Genomic DNA, 19,415 nt, shown 5'->3' on the forward strand with positions numbered 1-19,415 from the left:
GACGTTTTCTTGAGGAGAAATTTATTACATATTACTGCGGTTGTACTAGTTTTTGGGCTTGTGAGCATCGGATGGGCTTTTTTCCTTGAACAAATCAAACAAAATTCTCCAGCTACTGTAGGACAAGAAGGGCTAATCAGGCTACATGTGTTAGCAAATAGTGATAAGCCCGAAGATCAGCAGCTTAAGCTAAAAGTACGGGATGCAGTTATTGCTTATTTAGCACCACGTCTTGAACATTTGAATGATCCTGAAGCAGCGCGCCTTGTTGTATTAGAGAATCAAAGCAAACTTAATGATATTGCACAACGTGTTGTCAAGGAAAATGGTGATAATTATCCAGTAAGTACTGAATTTGGGCTTTTTGATTTTCCAGTAAAATCTTATGGTAACTTTGTACTTCCCGCAGGCAAGTATGAAGCAGTACGAATTTTGATAGGTAATGCTGAAGGAAAAAATTGGTGGTGCGTATTATTTCCACCGCTTTGTTTTATCGATATTACGAATGCAGCCGCAACGCCAATTGCTGAAGTAAATAAGGACTCTAACAACAAGGAAAATTCTAGCAAGATTGAAATGAAATGGAAGGTAGCCGAATTATTTAAATAAACTAACTGGATGTAAGCGCACATTTATTCTTTGTCCCTCATATAATGTAGCAAAACGGTGGGGGGCAGGAATATGTTAAAAACATCTGACCTTAAGATGAAGGAAGTAATTAATATTATTGATGGAAAAAGGCTAGGGACGATAACTGATATTGAAATTGATGTCGAAACTGGTAGGTTAACTGCAATCGTTGTTCCGGGCGTAGGAAAATTTCTTGGATTTTTTGGTCGTAATGAAGATGTGGTTATACCATGGGAAAAAATCAATAAAATTGGCTCAGATGTTATTTTAGTTGAATCAGCAGCATTTACTGATATTAATCCGATAGGTAAATAAAAGAAATCTCTAACTCTCTTGCAGGGTTAGAGATTTTTCCATTCTAACAGAAAGTGGTTTCGGTTAGGATGTTTAAAACGACCTACGCCGTCAACTAATGCTCGGTGAAAGCCTTTTTTCATCATAACGAAAGAGTAAACAAGTTAGTCCTTAGGTTGCTGGGTGGTTGGCGCCCTCGGTATGTCTGTTGCCTATAGTGTTATCGTTTTGTAGTTTTTTGTTTTGCTGTTTAGCTTTTTTTTGTGCTGGAGAATCATTTGTTTGTTTCTTGGCCACAGCAATCACCTCCGAATATATTGTTCGCAAAATACCTAGTTTAATGCGTTATAACAATTGCGCTAAATAAATGTAAAAACAACAATCTCAAGATCTTGAGATTGTTGTTTTTACATTATGTTGTATTTTCTATTTATCAAGTATTAATAAACTCGTTCTCTCAAAGTTTGATATTTGAAAACTACTAATGTAGCTTTAGCGAGGGTTGCAATTGCGAGGGAAGCAATTTTGACGAGGATAGCAGTTCTGACGAGGGAAGCAGTTCTGACGAGGGAAGCAATTTTGACGAGGGAAGCAATTTTGACGAGGGAAGCAATTTTGACGAGGGAAGCAATTTTGACGAGGGAAGCAGTTCTGACGAGGGAAGCAATTTTGACGAGGGAAGCAGTTCTGACGAGGGAAGCAATTTTGACGAGGGAAGCAATTTTGACGAGGGAAGCAATTTTGACGAGGATAGCAATTATATGGGTAACAGCTAGTGGTGGCGACTACTCTTTCATCATAGTCATCTTCCCGCATGTCTTCATCCCAATCGATATATTCAGGTACTTCGTCTTCCCAACCAAACCTTTTATAATCTGACACATTATCACCTCCAAAAGAAATCTCAGTGCTTTATTACATAATATTCAGTAGGTGAACTAAGTGTGATTATTCTCTGTTGTGGACAAATCATAAAAAGTACCTGGTGATAATTACATCACTTTAATAAACATATTGTGGTAAGTAGCAAAAGGGCTGAATTTAACATAGGATGTATTAGGTAACTCCCAACTAAGATATAAGGAGGATTTTTTATGGGTTTTGGCGGTTTTGGCGGTTGTGGCAATGGTAATGGTAGCTGGTGGGTAATTGTCATTATAATTATTCTCCTGCTATTTTTCTTTGATGACAACGGATCACCAAACGGTTTATAACAATAAAAACTTCTTTGAACACCGCTATTTTATTAGTGGTGTTTCTGTTTTTAAGTCTCATCTTTGAATCTTGATAGAGGAAGATAAACGTTATTATTCAGTACTAATGCTCAGATGCTTGTCATATACTTGTAATGAGGTGAAAACTATGAAATTTAGAAGTAATAATTTGGACTATAATATAAGCTGTATTTCTGACTTGAAGATGAAAGAAGTTATAAACATCGCGGACGGCAAAAGATTAGGCACTATAACAGATGTAGAAATAGATATTGATACAGGAAGGCTTACGGCAATTGTAGTGCCTGGTACGGAGAAATTTCTTGGAATATTTGGACGCCGGGAAGATTTAGTCATACCGTGGGGGAAAATTAGTAGAATTGGATCTGATGTTATCTTAGTAGAATCGACAATATATTCGGATATAAAACCAATAGATAAATAAAACTCTAATCTTTACTGATTGGAGTTTTTTTTGTTGAAATGGCAGGAATTATACAATATATGGCGTAATGATATTAAAGCAATACAATATATAGATGTACAAGTTTTGGTTTTCATTGAAATATTAGTACTTGCCTATTGTATAAGGGGTGAGGAGATGCGTTGTCCATTTTGCGGTTGGGCGGAGAGTAAAGTAATTGATTCCCGCGCAGCAGAGGAAGGTAACTCGATACGAAGAAGGCGCGAATGTTTAACATGTGTGCGGCGATTTACAACTTATGAAGTCGTCGAGCAAGTTCCGCTAATGGTTATTAAGAAAGATGGAAGACGGGTAGTATTTGAACGAAACAAACTGCTAACCGGACTAATTAAAGCGTTTGAAAAGCGTCCGATATCGATTGATACAATTGAATCGATTGCAGATCGGATCGAGAAGGAAATTAGGAATTCATTGGAGCGCGAAATACCTACGCAGACGATTGGTGAGTTAGTGATGCGCAATTTACGAGAGTGTGATCAAGTTGCGTATGTTCGTTTTGCTTCAGTTTATCGCCAATTTGCCGATATTAATAACTTTATGCAAGAGTTGGAAAGTCTAATGAAGTTAACAAAAAAAGAGACAACAAAAAGTGAGGAATCATAATGTTTACGAAGATTAGAAAACGTGATGGACGAGAAGTTGAATTTGATGAAGGAAATATTACTGAAGCAATATTTAAAGCAGCTAAGGCTGTTGGTGGTGCGGACAAACAGCTTGCCATAGAGTTGACATTAGATGTATTAAAATATTTGAAACAAAAACACAGTGGAAAGTTATTTAGTGTTGAAGATGTACAAGATACTGTTGAGAAAATTCTTATTGAAAAAGGACATGCAAAAACTGCTAAAGCGTATATTTTGCATCGTGATAAGAGAACCCGGATTCGTGATGCTAAGTCAGACTTAATGGATGCAGTTGCGGATATTCTAATTGAGACAAACCGGGAAAATGCGAATGTATCTAACTCTCCATCTGCAAAAATGCTTCAAATTGCCAGCGCCGCAAGTAAGGCTTATTATCTAAACCGACTTATTCCTGAAAATATGTCGACTGCTCATGTACGTGGAGATATACATATTCATGATCTGGATTTTTACGGTAAAACTCTAACCTGCGTGCAAATACCATTGGGAAAACTATTGAAATCAGGCTTTAATAACGGTCATGGCTATATTCGTGCTCCTAAACGTCCTGCTTCGGCTACTGCCCTAGCCGCTATTATTTTGCAAAGTTCTCAAAATGATATGCATGGAGGTCAGTCGTTTGCTTTCTTCGATCGCGATATGGCTCCTTTTATGACCAAAGCCAGCGACGAAGAAGTTTACCAGGCGATGGAAGCTTTAATTTATAATTTAAATAGTATGCACAGTCGTGCCGGTGCGCAGGTGCCATTTTCTAGTTTGAATATTGGTACAGAAACATCAGCTGCAGGTCGTTTAATAACGAAGAATGTTTTATTGGCGTATGAGAGGGGCTTAGGCCGTGGGGAAAACCCTATTTTCCCAAATATTATTTTCAGAATTAAAGAGGGTATTAACTTAAATCCTGGCGATCTGAATTACGATCTGTTCAAATTGGCTATTAGAGTTGCTTCGCAAAGATTAAACCCGACTTTTAGTTTTATGGATTCTTCTTTTAACAAGCCATATGGAGATCAAGTATCATACATGGGCTGTCGTACACGCGTTATGTCTAATATATGTGGTCCAGAGGTAACTGATGGCAGAGGAAACCTTAGCTTTACTACGATAAATTTACCACGTCTGGCTATTAAGGCTGAACGGGATCTAATGAAATTCTATCAAAGTTTATCTGATCTTATTGATTTAACATGCGATCAGCTTCTTCACCGATACCAAGTGCAAGCGATGCTGCGAGTTAAGGATATGCCGTTCTTAATGGGACAAGGTTTGTATATGGGGTCTGAAAATTTAAGCTTTAATGATACAATTGCGGATATAATAAAAAACGGTACACTATCTGTTGGATTTATTGGGTTAGCGGAAACTCTTCTTGCTTTAACTGGCAATCATCATGGTGAAAATGAAGAATCACAGGCTTTGGGTGAGGAAATAGTTGCTTTTATGCGTAATAAACTAGATAAGGCAGCTGAGAGGCATGGCTTGAACTTTACTTTACTGGCGACTCCTGCTGAGGGGCTATCAGGTCGCTTCGTGAAGATGGATCGTCGCGAGTACGGTATTATACCTGGTGTAACTGATAAGGATTACTATACGAACTCATTCCATGTACCTGTAAACTATCCTATAGGAGCTTATGACAAAATCCGCTTAGAAGGTATCTATCACAAGTATACGAATGCTGGACATATTAGCTATGTTGAGTTTGATGCTCCACCAGTAAATAATCTTACAGCAGTTGAAGATATTTTGAGGTACATGAGCAAATGTGATATTGGTTATGCTGGTGTAAACTTCCCTGTCGACTTTTGTGAAAGCTGTGGTTATCTAGGGGTTATTGATGCCGAAAGTTGCCCATCTTGCAACACTTCAAGTATAAGGCGCGTACGAAGGATTACTGGGTACCTAAGTACGCTTGAAAGATTTAATGATGCTAAATGTACTGAACTAAAAGAACGGGTAGCTCATTCTTAGTTTTTAGGTGATATATATGGAATTGCGAATTGCCGGATTTGTTAAAGATAGTGTAGTAGATGGTCCTGGGTTAAGACTTGTAATTTTTACCCAGGGCTGCCCCCATAATTGTTTAGGTTGTCATAATCCTGAAACACATGACCCTATGGGTGGTAAGATTATTAATGCTGGCGAATTAATGGAGATTATTAGTAAAGCTAGATTAATAAGAGGTGTCACTTTTTCGGGAGGCGAGCCGTTTTTACAGGCAAAGGCATTGGCTTATCTTGCTGATAAGATCAGGGCTCGAGGGCTCAATATTGTGACCTATAGTGGATATACTTTTGAACAATTAATGAATAGGTCAATAAGTGACAATGATGTAAAAGAACTTCTTTATAAAACAGATATTTTAGTTGATGGTCCTTTTCAACTAGAAAAGCGTGATCTAAGACTAGCCTTTCGCGGCTCTGCTAATCAACGCTTAATTAATGTTGTTGATTCACTGAAAAACGAGAGAGTTGTTTTGTGGGACGATTTCCAGCCTGTTTGTATAAATGCCTAAAATATTTTGTCATATTTCTGCTTTTTTTGCATATGCTGTAAGGTAGTGCAAAAATAGGGGGAATGTATATGACTATTTTTGAAGTTTTGCTTGCTTTGGCATTGCTTATAGTGTTAGTTCAGGTAATTATTTTACAACGTTATTATAATGACAAACTGTCTGAACAGGCGGATGTGCTTAATTGCCTAATGAATTATTTAGTGAAAGAAAGTGTTACAATGACTAACATTGATAAAATTAAAGTTAAGGCAAAAATATTTGAAAGCTCACAGTAGGTGTGAGCTATTTTTATTATTAAGTTATTATAAGGAAAGACTATAAATACAGAAGTAGACAAAATGATGGAGTGATTTGATTGTCGTGGAATTTAAAAGATAAGCTGCAAAAAACAATTGCGCAGGAGCAAGGAACTGTTATATTTGCACCAGGATCGCGTGAAAGTTTCGCTTTAATTTATCCTAATACATACCATGTTGGTATGTCTAATTTAGGAATGCATATTATCTATCAAAAAATTAATAGCCGAGGAGATACTGCGTGTGAAAGGGTGTTTTTGCCTGATAAAAAAACAGAGCAGGAATATATTAGGACGAATACACCGCTAATGACACTCGAAACTCAGAGGCCGATTTACGAATTTTCGCTCCTAGGATTCGCTGTTTCGTTTGAGATGGATTATTTCAATATACTAAAAATACTTTCCTTAGGGAAAATCCCCCTATTATGTAGTGAACGAAAGGAAAATGACCCGATTATAATAGCTGGCGGTCCTTGTGCAACTTTTAACCCAGAGCCGCTTGCGGATTTTATTGATGTATTTATTATTGGCGAAGGTGAGGAAGTAATTAATCAATTACTGGATCAGTACTATTCGTGTCAGGGTGAGAACTTAACAAAAGATGAAGTTTTGTTGAGACTTTCAAAAGTTGAAGGAGTATATGTACCTAGATTTTATGTACACTCATATAACGAAGATGGCACTATTAGTAAAATTGAAACTGTAAACGGTGTACCGGAAAGAGTAAATAGGCGGTGGGTGAGAGATTTAGACAGTCATTTGGCCAATACTGTTATTGTTACATCAGATACGGAATTCAAAGAAATGTATTTGATTGAAGTAGCTCGAGGTTGTGGTCGGCATTGCCGCTTTTGTATGGCTGGATATTGTTTCCGAAGACCGAGGGTTAGATCTTTAAATAAAATTCTTGATGCCGTTAGACAGGCCAAGAACTTGAAAGCAAAAGTTGGTTTAATGGGGGCGGCAATATCGGATTATCCGTATATTGATGAACTTTGCGAAACCATTATCAATTTAGGGATGGGATTATCTGTTGCATCACTTCGTGCCGATTCTTTAACAAATAAGTTAGTTGCTGCTCTGGCAGAAAGTGGTCAGAAAACGATAACTTTGGCGCCGGAGGCCGCAAGTGATCGTATGCGTAAGATTATAAATAAAGGTATCAGTGATGAACACATATATCAGTCGATTTCGCAAGCTGTTAAAGCGGGCATATTAAATGTTAGATTATATATTATGGTCGGATTGCCTTACGAACAAGATAGTGATATTACCGAGATAATACATATGGCAGAAAATATAAAAAAGTATATGGAAAAGCTAGGTAGCAAGGGTAAACTAACACTTAGTATAAATCCTTTTATACCTAAGCCATCCACTCCATTTCAATGGCTTCCTATGGATGATATGAAAAAAGTGGAGCATAAGCTTAAAATAATTCAAACAGGATTGAAAAACAAAAAAGGTATTGAAGTACTTGTCGAATCGCCAAAAGAGGCTTACATACAAGGTGTGCTATCTAGAGGTGATCGCCGATTAGGATCAGTACTAATGCAATCACATAAACTTGGTGGAAGCAAACACTTTAAAAAAGTGCTTAAGGAGCATAACTTACAAGAGGAGTTTTACCTATATAGAACACGCACAAGGGAAGAAAAATTTCCATGGCAGACCATGAACATTGGTTTTGATGATAATTATTTATACCAAGAATTACAAAAGGCTGAATTAGAAAAGTTTACCGATCCTTGTGTCCAAGGGTGTGTACGATGCGGGATATGTAAAAAGGAGTGACATAAATGGGGTTTTGCTTGAAACACGCAAATAACGGTGTGTGGTATGGATGTTTTTCGCATTTCGATAAAACATTGATTACACATGCTGTTTCGACGAGAATTGGCGGTATTAGTAAGGCACCTTTTTCCACTTTGAATTTAGGTTTGCATACTGGTGATGATATCGAAAGCGTTTGTAATAATAGAAGAATCTTCTGTGAAGCTTTAGGTATAGACTTCGATAGTATCGTCACTGCTGAACAAATCCATGGTTCTGATGTGGCTCAAGTATTTACCACAGAATTAGGAAAAGGTGCGAAGGATTATAGTGAAGCTCTTAAAGGAGTTGACGCACTGATAACGAACATTTCTAATCTTCCGTTGATGCTGTTTTTTGCTGACTGTGTACCTGTCTTGCTTTTTGATCCGATAAACAAAGCTATAGGTGTAGTGCATGCGGGGTGGAAGGGAACAGTAGCTAAAATCTCTCAAAAGACTGTCTTGTCAATGCGGGAGAAATTTGGCACCAATCCCGGTGATTGCATAGTTGGAATAGCGCCTTCAATAGGACCGTGCTGTTATGAGGTTGATGAATATGTTGCTAATCAGTTCAAAATACAATTTGACAGAGGGGATGAAATCTTAACTCCTCACAACTCAAAATGGAAGCTAAATTTGTGGGCAGCGAACCTCATGCAGTTAGAAGAAGTTGGTGTTCTTAAAGAAAACATTAAAATCAGTGGTGTCTGTACTTCTTGTAATAAAGAGTTGTTTTTTTCATATCGAGCTGAAAATGGTCGGACTGGTAGGATGGGTGCAGTTATTAGTTTGAAATAAAAAACACTTGTATTTTTACAATATACAAATTATAATGTTACTATAATTTAATAATTAAAATGCGATGAAGCTTTCAGAAGAGTGTAATACTACGCTCTTTTGGAAGCTTTTTTTGTAAACTAAAGCTGATGATGTTCAGATTATTTGGAGGTGAATTATCAATATAGTCTTAGTAGATTAAGTTTAAACAAATTTTTTATTAAATAAGGGGGAGAAAGCACTTATGAAGAAACGCATTAAATTATTTAGTTTATTTCTAGTTTTCAGTATGATTGTCGGATTGGTAACTGGTTGCGGTGGTGGTGCGAGTTCAGATAATATAAAAATTGGGGTAGTATATGAGTTGACTGGGGGTACAGCAACCTTTGGTGCATCCGCTACAAATGGTGCAAAATTAGCATTTAAAGAAATTAATGCTAAAGGTGGGGTGCTTGGCAAGCAGATTCAGGCAGTTGTTGCGGATAATAAAGGTGAGCCGTCTGAATCATCAAATGCTATGACAAAAGTGCTTACTCAAGATAAAGTAGTTGCAGTAACTGGCTTTACTACAAGTTCAAACGCAATTGCAGCCTCAACTGTTGCTGAAGCAAATAAAGTTCCTTTTATAACAGCAGCAGCAACGAATCCTAAAGTTACAGTAGATGAAAAGACTAATAAAGTTAAGGAAAACACATTTCGTGTTTGTTTTATAGATCCATTTCAAGGTACAGTTGGTGCAAATTTTGCACTTAATAGTTTAAAAATTAAGAATGCTGCTGTTATGATTGATAATTCAAGTGATTATAGCAAAGGATTAGCTCAGTTTTTTAAAGAAGCTTTTACTAAAGGCGGCGGAGCAATTATAGCTGAAGAAGCTTATCTACAAAAGGATCAAGATTTTAAAACGGTACTAACTAAAATTAAGGCACAAAACCCAGAAATGATTTATGTTCCAGGATATTATGAAGAAGTTGGAAAAATTGCAAAGCAAGCTAGAGAATTAGGTGTAAATATTCCTATCATTGGCGGCGATGGCTGGGATTCGCCTAAGTTAGTTGAAATTGCAGGCGCTTCTGCACTGAATAATACTTACTTCACAAACCATTATTCAGTAGAAGATAAAAGTCCTGCATCTAAAGCGTTTGTAGATGCTTATACAAAAGAATATGGTCAAGTTCCTGATGCTATGGCTGTACTAGGCTATGATGCGGCTTATGTTTTGGTTGATGCGATAAAGCGGGCTAATAGTTCTGAACCTGCAAAAATTCGTGATGCATTGGCTGCGACTAAAGACTACCAGGCTGTTACTGGTCTTCTGACTTTAAACGATAAGCATGATGCAGTAAAAAGTGCAGTTATAATAGAAATGAAGGAAGGTAAACAAGTTTATAAAGAAACTGTAAAACCATAATAATAGAATAACCGCCAGATGAATCTGGCGGTTATTTTATTATTATAAGATAAATAGGGCCCTTTTTACTAATTAATTAGTACATTTGGTAGATGCTTAGTATTATAAAAATAGGCTACCATATATAATGGGTCTCCAATATTTTTTTATGTTAAGGGAACACTATGAGAGGAAAATTATGTTTATTCGCGAATAATCCTATCATGGAGGGGTTATATGTCTATAGCTCAAAATCTAACCCAAATTTTAAGTGATATAAATTTGGCTATTGAACGTGTGAAGGTACCGCGAATTGGCGACGAAGTAAAATTAGTGGCAGTAACCAAAAATCATGACGTTCATGCTATGCGAGAAGCTATTGATAACGGTGTATATGCTATTGGCGAAAATCGGGTACAAGAAGTGCTCGAAAAGTGTGTAATATTGGATCGCAAAGTAGAGTGGCATTTAATTGGGCATTTGCAGACTAATAAAGTAAAGCAAATTGTACCAACAGCTGATCTAATCCAATCGGTTGATAGTGAGCGTATTGCATTAGAAATCAATCGAATTGCTGAGAAGTTGGGAAAACGCCAGGATGTTCTAATTCAAGTAAACGTTTCGGGGGAAGAAAGTAAATTTGGGATAAATCCTAAATTTGTTATCGATTTTGCGAAACAAGTAAGTAATTTAAATAATATTCGTTTATGTGGATTGATGACTATAGCTCCTAATCACGAAGATATAGAATTAACAAGGCCAGTATTCCGTGAATTATACAGTTTATTTACAGAGTTGCGCTCAGTTAATATTAACAACACAAATATTGAATGGTTATCTATGGGGATGACAAATGATTTTACTATAGCAATTGAAGAGGGATCTAATCTAGTGCGGGTTGGTACTGGAATATTTGGGGCACGCCAATATTAGTGGGGAGGAAGAACAATGAAATTCATGGAAAAGGTTTGGGGAAGCCTTGGGCTATTTGAGCAGGTAGAGGTAGAAGAAGAACAAAAACCCAAAATGGAAGAGAATGAACAAAAGAGCAGTAAAAAAACAAACAATTTGGTAAATTTACCGACAGCTTCTGCTCCAAAGCAGATTAAAGTAATGGTAGTAGAGCCGTTTACTTTTGATGATGCACAGCATGTAGCCGACCATCTTAAAAATCGTAAACCAGTTGTAGTCAATTTTGAAAACACTGATAAAGAAGTCGCAAAACGGATGATTGATTTTATAAGTGGAACTACATACGCATTAGGAGGATCAATACAAAAGGTTGGCAATAATATATTTTTATGCGCTCCTAATAATGTTGATATTTCTTATAGCCCGCAAGAAGAAGGTATAGATAAAGCCTTTATGCCGTGGGCTAATAAGTAATGGTTCAGGAGGAATCATGCTAAAGTCAAAAAAAATTGGATTTATTGGTGGCGGTGCGATAGCTGAGGCGATAATAGGTGGTATTATTAAATCGGGTTTACTTAGTGCCCAGCAAATTTATGTAACTGATATAGTATCAGGTCGTCTTGATTATTTAAACAAGACTTATTCTGTTTTAACTGTTAGGGACTATGATAGTTTAATAAATGAGGTAGACATTCTTTTTCTGACAGTCAAACCCCAAGTGATTAATGCAGTTATTGACCAGCTAAGTGGACGTATATCTTCTAAAATCATTATTGTATCGGTTGTAGCAGGTTTGACTTTGCAAAAAATTCAAGAAAGTTTTTCAAAGAATGCTATAATTAGAGTTATGCCAAACACACCAGTTGCAGTTGGTGCTGGTATATCAGCCATAGCACTCGGGAAATTTGCAACTGATTACGATAGTGAAATTGTTTCAAAAATCTTCTCGTCAGTTGGTAATGTCGTAACTGTTGCGGAGGAAATGATGGATGGCGTTACTGGTTTGTCGGGTAGCGGACCGGGATATGCCTTTGTTATAATAGATGCTTTGGCTGATGCGGGGGTTAGAGTTGGACTACCTCGTCAGACAGCTTTGGTTTTAGCAGCTCAGACGCTATTAGGTGCAGCTAAGATGGTTCTTGAAACAGGAGAGCATCCAGCAAAATTAAGGGACATGGTTACATCTCCTGGCGGAACGACTATTACAGGCATACACGTGCTTGAACAAAAAGGATTGCGAAATGCTTTGATCGATGCAGTGGTGGCAGCGACAAACCGCTCACAAGAGATGGGGAAATAAAATGAGTGATCGGGAAAAGATACTGAGATATTATCGGACAAGTGGTGAAGATCAGCTAGCAGTCAAACTTTTGGATGCAGCTGACGCTGTATTACGTAATCGTAAGTATAAGGTGGTTGAATTTTTAGATCCATTTGGTTACACAATTGCCGAAACTATTATTGCTCATTATGACCGGCTGCAGTTGATAACTAATGGCGGATACCTAGGAGCAGAAAGGCAAAAGGCAGCTTTTGTACACAAAGATTTTTTAGGCAAAGAAGAATTTATGATCAGCGCTTTGCTTGTTTCATGGGATTCGCGCTATTACCATATCTCGCATCGCGATATTCTTGGCGCCTTTATGGGACTTGGTATTAAGCGTGAAACTATCGGAGACATAATAATGCTAGGTGATAGTAGTCAAATTGTCGTAGATAGTTCTATGGCTTCCTATATAATGCAAAACCTTACGAGTGTAGGAAGCGCAACTGTAACGATAAAAGAAATTTCACTTGACGAGATAAGACCGCGAGAAGAAAAAATAAAAGAGATCAGAACAACTGTTGCATCATTAAGAGTTGACGTTATTGCTGCAGCTGGATTTGGTGTTTCACGCAGTAAAATGGCTGATGAAATTGTAGCTGACAAAGTTAAGATTAACTGGCAGCAAGCTAAGAGTAGTTCTCATCTTATTAAGGAAGGCGATGTTATTTCGATGCGTGGACGCGGTCGAATCGAAGTTTCTGAAATTTTTGGACAGACCAAAAAGGGTAGGATCAGTATTTTACTTAAACGTGTTATATAATTTAAAATGTGGGGGTGCTGTAATTGCTTACACCGTTAGATATCCATAATAAAGAGTTTAAGCGAGGTTTCCGTGGGTATAATGAAGATGAAGTAGACGAATTTCTTGATAGAGTCGTGAAAGATTATGAGCAGCTTTATCGAGAAAACCTGGACTTAAAAGAAACAATCGATCGTATTAATAGTAAGTTAGAGCATTATCAGCACATGGAAAATACTCTTCACAATACTTTAGTGATAGCACAAGAAACTGCAGAAGAGGTTAAACTTAACGCTAAAAAAGAAACTGAGTTAATTGTTAAAGAGGCTGAGGTCAGGGCTCAGAGAATTGTCGACGAAGCTATGTCTAAAGTTCGCAAGATGACGGCTGAATATGAAGAGCTTCAAAAGCAAGCTCAAATTTATCGTACAAGGATGAGAACGTTAGTTCAAGCTCAGTTGGAAATGTTAAAATCCTCTGATGAGGACGAGCAGTAATATTGGAGACAACAGGGTTAGATATTAAGTCGCTGCCAGATGGAGTATCTTTGAAAGTGAGGGTTCAGCCTAGGGCAAGTCGTAATATGATTGCCGGGTTATTTGGTGACTGCCTTAAGATTCACTTATCGACTCCGCCTGTCGATGGAGCGGCAAATCAAGCATGTATTGAATTTATCGCTGCTGTATTTGATGTTCCGAGAAGTCGGGTTACTATCAGTTCTGGACATAAAAATCGGATTAAGAATATAAAAATTATGGGAATTGATAAAGCGTCATTAATAGACAAACTTGAAACTTTATAGATTATAATTTGACTTAGTTTTGTGAATTTTGTATAATGTTCTTTAGTAAATTGAAAATATCTTAAGTAATGATGGAGACAGTAGTCAGGTTGTATTTGGCAGCGAGCTAGGGGGTGGTGTGAGCCTAGCGAAGTAATCCTGATGAAAATCACTCCTGAACTGCGGAGTCGAAAATGAAGTAGATTTCGCCGTACAACGAGCGTTATTCGTTGGTTGAGTGGCTAACAGTCATTAGGGTGGTACCACGGGAAATAACCTCTCGTCCCTTTGGGATAGGAGGTTTTTTATTTTTTTGGAGGTGTATTTATTTTGGATTATAGTAAGACGCTAAATTTACCAAATACCGATTTTCCAATGCGCGGCAATCTTCCAGAACGCGAACCGCAAACACTGGAATATTGGCAGAATAACGAAATTTATCAAAAACGAGTTGAACAGGCTAAAGGTAAGGAGAAGTTCATTTTACATGATGGCCCTCCTTATGCAAATGGTAATATACATATAGGGACCTCCCTAAACAAAATTTTAAAAGACATCGTAGTTAAATATAAATCTCTTTGTGGGTATGATGCACCTTATGTACCCGGCTGGGATACTCATGGTTTACCTATTGAACATGCAGCTATTAAAATTTTAGGGCTTAATAGACACGAACTCGATCCATTAGAACTGCGTCGAGAATGCAAGCAATATGCTCTAAAATGTTTAGATATGCAACGTGAAGATTTCAAGCGATTAGGAGTAAATGGAGACTGGGATAACCCGTATATCACCCTAAATCCCCAATATGAAGCAAAACAAATTGAAGTTTTCGGCGAAATGGCGAAAAAGGGTCATATTTATAAAGGGTTAAAAACAGTATATTGGTGTACATCATGCGAGACTGCTCTTGCCGAAGCGGAAATTGAGTATGCGGAGAAAAAGTCTCATGCTATCTTTGTTAAGTTTCCTTTAATTGATGATAAAGGAAACCTCCCGGTAGGTGTTAGCCAAGAAGGGGTTTTCGCAGTAATTTGGACTACTACACCTTGGACTTTGCCAGCGAACGTAGCAATTGCCGTAAATCCTGATTTGGATTATGTATGGGTAGAGTCGAATGGTGAAGTGTATCTAATTGCCGAAGGGTTAGTGGCTTCGGTTGCTAAAGAAACAAAATTAGAGGAATATAATATTCTATCTACTGTAAAAGGTTTTGATTTAGCGGGAATGGTATTTGCACATCCTTTTATGGATAGGGAATCAACTGTTGTATTAGCAGACTATGTTACACTAGAGCAAGGTACAGGGTGTGTTCATACTGCACCTGGACATGGACAGGAAGACTTTGAAACAGGGATGAAATATCAATTGCCGATTATTAATCCAGTTGATGGGGCAGGAAAGTTTACTAAAGACGGCGGGAAATTTCATGGATTATCAGTTCAGGATGCTAATGTACCAATCATTAAAGAATTAGCAGAACGTACAATGCTTTTAGGAAAGAGTTCAATAAAACATCAATATGCACATTGCTGGCGTTGCAAGAGCCCGATTATTTATCGAGCCACTGAACAGTGGTTTGCATCAATAGATGGGTTTAGACAAGATGCTCTAAAAGCTATTGCAGATTCAAATTGGGTTCCTACGTGGGGTGAGGATCGCATACGGAATATGGTTGCAGATCGTCACGATTGGTGTATCTCTCGCCAAAGAGTATGGGGTGTTCCAATCCCGATCTTTTATTGTAATAGCTGCAATGAACATATAATTGACGATGTTACCATTGGAGCTGTAACGAAGCTATTTGCTGAGTATGGGTCAGATTCATGGTGGGCTAAAAGTGCGAATGAGATTCTTCCAGAAGGCTTTGACTGTCCTCATTGCGGACATAAAGAGTTTCGAAAAGAAACTGATATTATGGATGTATGGTTTGACAGCGGATCCAGCCATGCTTCAGTTCTTGAGCAGCGTAAAGAACTGCAATGGCCTGCAGATTTATATTTAGAGGGAAGCGATCAGCATAGAGGCTGGTTCCAATCTTCTCTTTTAACATCGGTTGCAACTCGCGGCAGGGCCCCTTATAAAACAGTATTAACTCATGGTTTTGTCGTTGATGGAGAAGGACGCAAAATGTCCAAATCTATTGGTAATGTAATATATCCGCAAGATGTTATTAAGAAATACGGTGCCGATATTCTAAGATTATGGGTTGCGTCAGCAGACTATCAGGCAGACATTCGTATATCAAATGATATATTAAAGCAGCTATCAGAGGTATACAGAAAGATTCGGAATACATTCCGTTATATTTTAGGAAATATCCACGACTATAACCCGGATACTGACAGGGTTGAATATTCTAAGCTACTAGAGATTGACAGATGGGCGTTGCTCCGCTTGGAACAAGTTAGAGAACGTGTATCTAAAGCTTATGAAAACTATGAATTTCATTTGCTTTATCATACCATCCATAATTTCTGCGCAATTGATTTAAGCTCCATCTATCTTGATATATTAAAAGACAGACTTTACACGTCTCTGCCAGAGTCTGTAGAACGTCGTGCTGCTCAAACTGTTATGTATGAAATACTTACGACTTTAGTTGCTATGGTGTCTCCTGTTTTAACTTTTTCTGCAGAAGAGGTTTGGCAGTATATGCCAAAGAGAGCAGGAATGCCGGAAAGTGTTCAACTAACGGAATGGCCTGCAGCTCACAAAGAATATCTTGATGCTGATCTTGAAGCAAAATGGGATAAAATACTAGCTGTTCGAAGTGAAATTACAAAGGCTTTAGAAACTGCAAGACGTGATAAAGTAATTGGACATTCATTAGATGCGGCTGTTGAGCTTTATGCTGACCCAACTGAGTATGCACTCCTCAATAGTATTAAACAAGATTTAGCTACAATTCTAATAGTATCGAATGTAAATTTACATGAGGGAATGAGTATAGCTCCTCAAGGGGCTTATAAAGCTGATGAAATTAATTTGATGGTAGCGGTTTCACCTGCAACTGGTGTAAAATGTGAACGCTGCTGGATTTACAGCAATACTGTAGGCGAAAACAGTGAACATGATAAATTGTGTTCTCGTTGTGCTGATGTTGTAATAAAGTTATAACTTTAAAAACCGGGGATATTCCCCCGGTTTTTTTTATTTTAAGTGGAGATAATAGCAAATGGAGGAATGTCCATGGAAAAAGAATCAAAAAACGATTTTACTGCAACAAATATTAAACGATTGGCGAATCAACTAGAAGCTATGCGTATAGCTGAATACGTTGAACTATCACAGCGTCCGGCAAGACTAATATTTATGAACTTCGTAGCAGGACTTGCTCGTGGCCTAGGTATTGCTGTTGGTGCTACATTAATTTTTGCATTAATGGTTGAATTTTTACGCAGATTAATAATGCTGCATATTCCCGGTATTGGTAGTTTCATTGCCGAGATAGTTCAAATTGTTGAGATGAAAAATGGCAAGTTTTAGGCTGTTATAGCCTGTAAAAAATCAATAAAGGAGCTGTTTTTATGACAAAAGATATTTTTGATTGTATGCGAGAAAGTCATTCTACACGAATTTTTAAACAGGAAGAAATAGCCGAACCAACATTAACAAGAATTCTAGAAGCTGGCTGCTGGGCCCCTAGTGCGGGAAATTTACAGCCTTGGTATTTTTATGTAGTTAAAAATCAACAAGTAAAGAGCAAAATAACTGAAGCTTGTTTTGATCAGCATCAAATAACTGAGGCGCCGATAAGTATTGTCATTATGGCTGATCCTTCTCGCTCAAATGATCAATATGGAGAAAGAGGTGCGCAACTGTACTGTCTGCAAGACACAGCTGCTGCAGCCGAAAATATGATATTAGCAGCAGATGCTCTAGGGATAGGCAGCTGCTGGGTTGGAGCATTTGATGAAAGAAGAGTTCAGCAGGCAGTTGAAGCTCCTCCTAGATTGAGAGCAGTAGCCATAATATGTTTAGGATATAGTAATGAGCAAAATGCTAGATCAAAAGAGCGATATAGAGTAGCTGATGTAGCAAAGATTATACACTAGGAGTGGCAAATTTGAATTCAAAACAGTTAGAGCAATTTAAAAATGATCTGGAACAAGAGAAAAAACGACTGATTTCTCAAATATCTCGTCTAGAGGAGACTGGAATTGGAGATAGCATGTCTGATTCGCTTGGAGAGTTATCCGTCTATGATAATCACCCGGCAGATATCGGGGACGAACTTTTTGAACGTAGTAAAGATACTGCACTTAGAGATAACGAACATATTATACTTGAAAACGTTGAAAGAGCGCTTGAAAAAATTGATGATGAAAGCTACGGCCATTGCGATAAATGTGGAAAAGAGATTTCCGTTGAGAGGTTAGAGGCAATACCTTGGGCTAATACATGCATGAGTTGTCAACAGGATATGGAAAGAGCAGATACAACACCCAGACCAATTGAAGAAGTAGTTCTCGAGCCAGCATTTCATCGTACTTTTTTGGATAGCTCTAGATCTGATTTTGTAGGTTTTGATGGCGAAGATTCGCTACAAGCTGTATTGCGTTATGGGAGCTCGGATTCACCTCAGGATATTCCGGGGTCATATAATTATAAGGCGCTATTTCCAAATAGTAATGAGCATGCTGGCATTGTTGATTGGACAGATGCAATACCTGCTGAATCAGGTCATCAAAGTACTAAAAAGTCAAAAAAAGCCGAGCGCTAGGCGGCTCGGTTTTTTTTTGCAGCAGGTATTCCTTTTAGAATACAACAAAATACAATACAACAGATATTTCAATAGGGTTTCGTTTAGGAGGTGGCTTAATGAATCATTCGGAGGCCAAGAGCACTCTTCTTTTAAAGATTGGGGTGTTGGTTTTGATTATAGCCGCCTATATGTTCCTGCCAGGAATAGAAGAGTTTGTTGTAACCGGAATTGGTTTTTTGAAAAGTCGCGATTTTTATGGTCTAAGACTTTTTGTTCTTTCTTATGGAATTTGGGCACCCGTGACTAGTATTGTTTTAATGGCAATACAGTCACTAGTGCCATTTGTGCCAGGCGTAGTTATTACAATAGCTAATGCTTGGATATTTGGCTGGCAGTATGGAGCTATATATTCATGGATAGGCGCGCTTATTGGTGCTGTATTAGACTTTGGCATAGCACGGTGGTATGGAAGGCCGGTTGTTGAAAACATAATTAATAATAAGTATCTACAAATTGTTGATAAATATCTTACAAGACATGGTATCTTAGCTGTATTAATTACAAGGATAATACCAATTCTGCCGTTTAAGGTAATAAGTTACAGTGCGGGTCTAACTCTTATTCCAAGTCGCCAATTTATTATCGCTACAGGAATAGGGCAAATGCCTGGTATTATTCTTTATTCTATTATTGGCCAAAATTTGAATCATAGCCTTGATACAGCGCTACTTATAACCATATTATTAATTTTTGTGGCAATATTGGTTTATCATAATCGAGTATCTATAGAAAGATATTTTTTGGGAAATAGTAAGCCATAGAAAATCGTTAATAGTGATTTTCCTCACAGTGCTATATAGGACAGTAATTTATAATAAAGATAAAGGA

At 37.6% G+C, this 19,415-nt stretch carries 23 protein-coding genes and 1 other annotated feature; of the genes, 22 read left to right on the forward strand and 1 reads right to left on the reverse strand.

Annotation, left to right across the window (positions count from 1 at the left end; genetic code table 11):
• The first annotated feature begins 9 nt into the window (after positions 1-9).
• Together spoIIR and V6C17_RS10165 are read left to right on the forward strand one after the other, a co-directional pair.
• A complete protein-coding gene (spoIIR, locus tag V6C17_RS10160) occupies positions 10-609 on the forward strand; it encodes a stage II sporulation protein R (RefSeq protein WP_333522454.1) in 600 nt (199 codons plus the stop codon).
• Positions 610-681: 72 nt separating this feature from the next.
• Positions 682-945, forward strand: coding sequence for a YlmC/YmxH family sporulation protein (locus V6C17_RS10165; RefSeq protein ID WP_333522455.1), 264 nt, complete (start codon positions 682-684; stop codon positions 943-945).
• Positions 946-1,095: 150 nt separating this feature from the next.
• Here the strand turns inward: V6C17_RS10165 and V6C17_RS10170 are convergent, their stop codons facing one another.
• Entirely contained in the window at positions 1,096-1,221 is a 126-nt protein-coding gene (locus V6C17_RS10170; protein ID WP_333522456.1) for a hypothetical protein, read from the reverse strand.
• 174 nt (positions 1,222-1,395) lie between these two features.
• On the opposite strand from V6C17_RS10170, the gene V6C17_RS10175 reads away from it, so the two are divergent.
• The 20 genes from V6C17_RS10175 (at position 1,396) to V6C17_RS10270 (ending at position 19,348) form a co-directional block, all read left to right on the forward strand.
• Positions 1,396-1,803: a hypothetical protein gene (locus tag V6C17_RS10175; protein ID WP_333522457.1), complete on the forward strand. Its 408-nt coding sequence runs from the start codon at positions 1,396-1,398 to the stop codon at positions 1,801-1,803.
• Between the two features lie 483 nt (positions 1,804-2,286).
• Entirely contained in the window at positions 2,287-2,583 is a 297-nt protein-coding gene (locus V6C17_RS10180; RefSeq protein WP_333522458.1) for a YlmC/YmxH family sporulation protein, read from the forward strand.
• 156 nt (positions 2,584-2,739) lie between these two features.
• Positions 2,740-3,225, forward strand: coding sequence for a transcriptional regulator NrdR (gene nrdR / locus V6C17_RS10185; RefSeq protein ID WP_333522579.1), 486 nt, complete (start codon positions 2,740-2,742; stop codon positions 3,223-3,225).
• Positions 3,225-5,237 (forward strand): anaerobic ribonucleoside-triphosphate reductase, encoded by a 2,013-nt coding sequence (gene nrdD / locus V6C17_RS10190; RefSeq protein WP_333522459.1) that lies wholly within the window; start codon positions 3,225-3,227, stop codon positions 5,235-5,237. Before nrdR ends, nrdD begins: the two co-directional genes overlap by 1 nt.
• A gap of 16 nt (positions 5,238-5,253) precedes the next feature.
• Positions 5,254-5,781: an anaerobic ribonucleoside-triphosphate reductase activating protein gene (nrdG, locus tag V6C17_RS10195; protein WP_333522460.1), complete on the forward strand. Its 528-nt coding sequence runs from the start codon at positions 5,254-5,256 to the stop codon at positions 5,779-5,781.
• A 68-nt stretch (positions 5,782-5,849) separates the two neighbouring features.
• Positions 5,850-6,056, forward strand: a complete 207-nt coding sequence (locus tag V6C17_RS10200; RefSeq protein ID WP_333522461.1) for a hypothetical protein — start codon at positions 5,850-5,852, stop codon at positions 6,054-6,056.
• A gap of 80 nt (positions 6,057-6,136) precedes the next feature.
• Positions 6,137-7,873 (forward strand): TIGR03960 family B12-binding radical SAM protein, encoded by a 1,737-nt coding sequence (locus V6C17_RS10205; protein ID WP_333522462.1) that lies wholly within the window; start codon positions 6,137-6,139, stop codon positions 7,871-7,873.
• Positions 7,874-7,878: 5 nt separating this feature from the next.
• Complete coding sequence (pgeF, locus tag V6C17_RS10210) at positions 7,879-8,691, forward strand: peptidoglycan editing factor PgeF (RefSeq protein ID WP_333522463.1); 813 nt, start codon at positions 7,879-7,881, stop codon at positions 8,689-8,691.
• 223 nt (positions 8,692-8,914) lie between these two features.
• Positions 8,915-10,081: an ABC transporter substrate-binding protein gene (locus V6C17_RS10215; protein WP_333522464.1), complete on the forward strand. Its 1,167-nt coding sequence runs from the start codon at positions 8,915-8,917 to the stop codon at positions 10,079-10,081.
• Between the two features lie 216 nt (positions 10,082-10,297).
• A complete protein-coding gene (locus V6C17_RS10220; RefSeq protein WP_333522465.1) occupies positions 10,298-10,993 on the forward strand; it encodes a YggS family pyridoxal phosphate-dependent enzyme in 696 nt (231 codons plus the stop codon).
• 15 nt (positions 10,994-11,008) lie between these two features.
• Positions 11,009-11,446, forward strand: coding sequence for a cell division protein SepF (locus V6C17_RS10225; RefSeq protein WP_333522466.1), 438 nt, complete (start codon positions 11,009-11,011; stop codon positions 11,444-11,446).
• A 16-nt stretch (positions 11,447-11,462) separates the two neighbouring features.
• Positions 11,463-12,272, forward strand: coding sequence for a pyrroline-5-carboxylate reductase (gene proC, locus V6C17_RS10230; protein WP_333522467.1), 810 nt, complete (start codon positions 11,463-11,465; stop codon positions 12,270-12,272).
• Position 12,273: 1 nt separating this feature from the next.
• Positions 12,274-13,059 (forward strand): YlmH family RNA-binding protein, encoded by a 786-nt coding sequence (locus V6C17_RS10235; RefSeq protein WP_333522468.1) that lies wholly within the window; start codon positions 12,274-12,276, stop codon positions 13,057-13,059.
• Positions 13,060-13,082: 23 nt separating this feature from the next.
• Entirely contained in the window at positions 13,083-13,535 is a 453-nt protein-coding gene (locus tag V6C17_RS10240; RefSeq protein ID WP_333522469.1) for a DivIVA domain-containing protein, read from the forward strand.
• Between the two features lie 2 nt (positions 13,536-13,537).
• Entirely contained in the window at positions 13,538-13,840 is a 303-nt protein-coding gene (locus V6C17_RS10245) for a DUF167 domain-containing protein (RefSeq protein WP_333522470.1), read from the forward strand.
• 59 nt (positions 13,841-13,899) lie between these two features.
• Positions 13,900-14,110, forward strand: a binding site (T-box leader).
• A 39-nt stretch (positions 14,111-14,149) separates the two neighbouring features.
• On the forward strand, positions 14,150-16,939 hold the full coding sequence (gene ileS / locus V6C17_RS10250) for an isoleucine--tRNA ligase (protein WP_333522471.1): 2,790 nt from the start codon (positions 14,150-14,152) through the stop codon (positions 16,937-16,939).
• A gap of 72 nt (positions 16,940-17,011) precedes the next feature.
• Positions 17,012-17,308 (forward strand): DUF5665 domain-containing protein, encoded by a 297-nt coding sequence (locus V6C17_RS10255; RefSeq protein WP_333522472.1) that lies wholly within the window; start codon positions 17,012-17,014, stop codon positions 17,306-17,308.
• A gap of 41 nt (positions 17,309-17,349) precedes the next feature.
• A complete protein-coding gene (locus V6C17_RS10260) occupies positions 17,350-17,877 on the forward strand; it encodes a nitroreductase family protein (protein WP_333522473.1) in 528 nt (175 codons plus the stop codon).
• An 11-nt stretch (positions 17,878-17,888) separates the two neighbouring features.
• Positions 17,889-18,545: a TraR/DksA C4-type zinc finger protein gene (locus V6C17_RS10265; protein ID WP_333522474.1), complete on the forward strand. Its 657-nt coding sequence runs from the start codon at positions 17,889-17,891 to the stop codon at positions 18,543-18,545.
• A 98-nt stretch (positions 18,546-18,643) separates the two neighbouring features.
• A complete protein-coding gene (locus V6C17_RS10270) occupies positions 18,644-19,348 on the forward strand; it encodes a TVP38/TMEM64 family protein (protein ID WP_333522475.1) in 705 nt (234 codons plus the stop codon).
• The last annotated feature ends 67 nt before the right edge of the window (positions 19,349-19,415 follow it).

It is taken from the genome of Dendrosporobacter sp. 1207_IL3150 (genome assembly GCF_036763085.1).
In the GTDB taxonomy this organism is placed as follows: Bacteria; Bacillota; Negativicutes; order DSM-1736; family Dendrosporobacteraceae; genus JBAIYU01.